The organism is Pseudomonas edaphica, from assembly GCF_005863185.1.
GTDB classification, from domain to species: domain Bacteria; phylum Pseudomonadota; class Gammaproteobacteria; order Pseudomonadales; family Pseudomonadaceae; genus Aquipseudomonas; species Aquipseudomonas edaphica.
In genome coordinates this window covers 1-1414 of sequence record NZ_VBVZ01000967.1, presented here as the reverse complement: position 1 = coordinate 1414, position 1414 = coordinate 1, and the positions used below count along the sequence as shown (strand labels likewise).

The window sequence follows — 1414 nt, the reverse complement described above, 5'->3', positions numbered from 1 at the left end:
CAGCCTGGTGATTCCGGCCTTGCAGCTGCGTGCCGGTGAGCAGTTGGCGATTATCGGGCCCAGTGGCTGCGGCAAAAGCACTTTGCTGGATTTGCTCGCGCTGGTGTTGGCGCCGGATCAGGTGGGCCGGTTTGAATTCGACAACACCGATATCGGCGGGCTATGGCGTGCCGATCAGCAATCTACCCTGGCTGCGCTGCGCAGCCAGCACTTGGGTTACGTGCTGCAAACCGGCGGCCTGCTGGGTTTTCTCGATGTGCGCGGCAATATTGCCTTGTCGCGGCAATTGCTGGGTTTGAAGGATGACGGCAGCGTGGCGCGCCTGGCTGAACAGCTGGAGATCAGTGACCAGTTGGCGAAGAAACCGGCGGACCTGTCGGTGGGCCAACGCCAGCGCGTGAGTTGCGCCCGTGCCCTGGCCCATGCGCCGCAATTGGTGCTCGCGGATGAGCCGACCGCGTCGCTGGACCCACTGAATGCCGAGCGCGTGATGCAGGCGTTGCTGGCCCAGGCCCGCGAACACCGTGCCGCCTGCGTGATCGCCACCCATGACGAACCCCTGGCCCGCGCCAGCGGCTTGCAGGTACGGCGCATCGGTTGCCGCCGCGACCCTGATGGCGGCGTCACGGCCACGCTCGGGGAGGTGTGCTGATGCGCATCGGCTTGGTGGCCTCGCTGGCCTGGCAGGATTACCGCAATGACGCCTGGCTGTCGGCCTGTTCGGTGCTGGCGCTGGTGGCGGTGATCGCGCCGCTGCTGGTGTTATTCGGCCTGAAATTTGGACTGGTTGGCAGTTTGACCGAACGCTTGGAGACCGATCCGGCCACCCGTGAAATTATCCCATTGGGCGGTGGCCGATTCAGCCGCGAATTTATCCAGCAGCTTGGCCAGCGCAGCGATGTGGCCTTTGCCGTGCCGCGTACCCGGCAAATTGCGGCGACCGCGCAGGTGGGCACGCTGGCGTTGGAAATGCTGCCGACGGCGGCGGGTGACCCGTTGCTCAGTGGTTTGCCAATGCCCAAGGGCCTGGACCAGATCGTGCTGAGCCACACCGCAGCCGAAAAGCTTGCGGCGCGGCCTGGGGATTGGCTGGAAACCCGCTTTGCGCGGCAAATGGCGGGGCGCGTCGAAGCCCGCAACGCGCGCCTGCAGGTGCTGGCGGTGTTGCCGTTGGAAGCCTTCGCCCGTGACGGCTTGTTTGCTGATTTGGGCTTGCTGGAAGCGGCGGAAGATTACCGCGATGGCCGTGCCGTGCCGGTGTTGGGCTGGGACGGGGATGAGGTCGGGTTGAACGAGCTGCGTGTGTACCCGGCGTTTCGTCTTTACGCACGCAACCTTACTGATGTGGAGCCGCTGCGGGTGTATTTCGCCGGGCAGAATCTGTTGGTGTCGACCCAGGCACAGACCATCTCCC

General features: G+C 64.9%; 1 protein-coding gene and 1 pseudogene. Both read left to right on the top strand.

Annotated features, from left to right (window positions below):
* Positions 1 to 652, top strand: a 652-nt coding sequence (locus tag FEM54_RS32545; RefSeq protein WP_138454279.1) for an ABC transporter ATP-binding protein, incomplete at its 5' end; no start/stop codon positions are given.
* Positions 652 to 1414: pseudogene (locus FEM54_RS32540) on the top strand (ABC transporter permease); the annotation flags it as partial. The gene FEM54_RS32545 and the pseudogene FEM54_RS32540, both read left to right, overlap by 1 nt.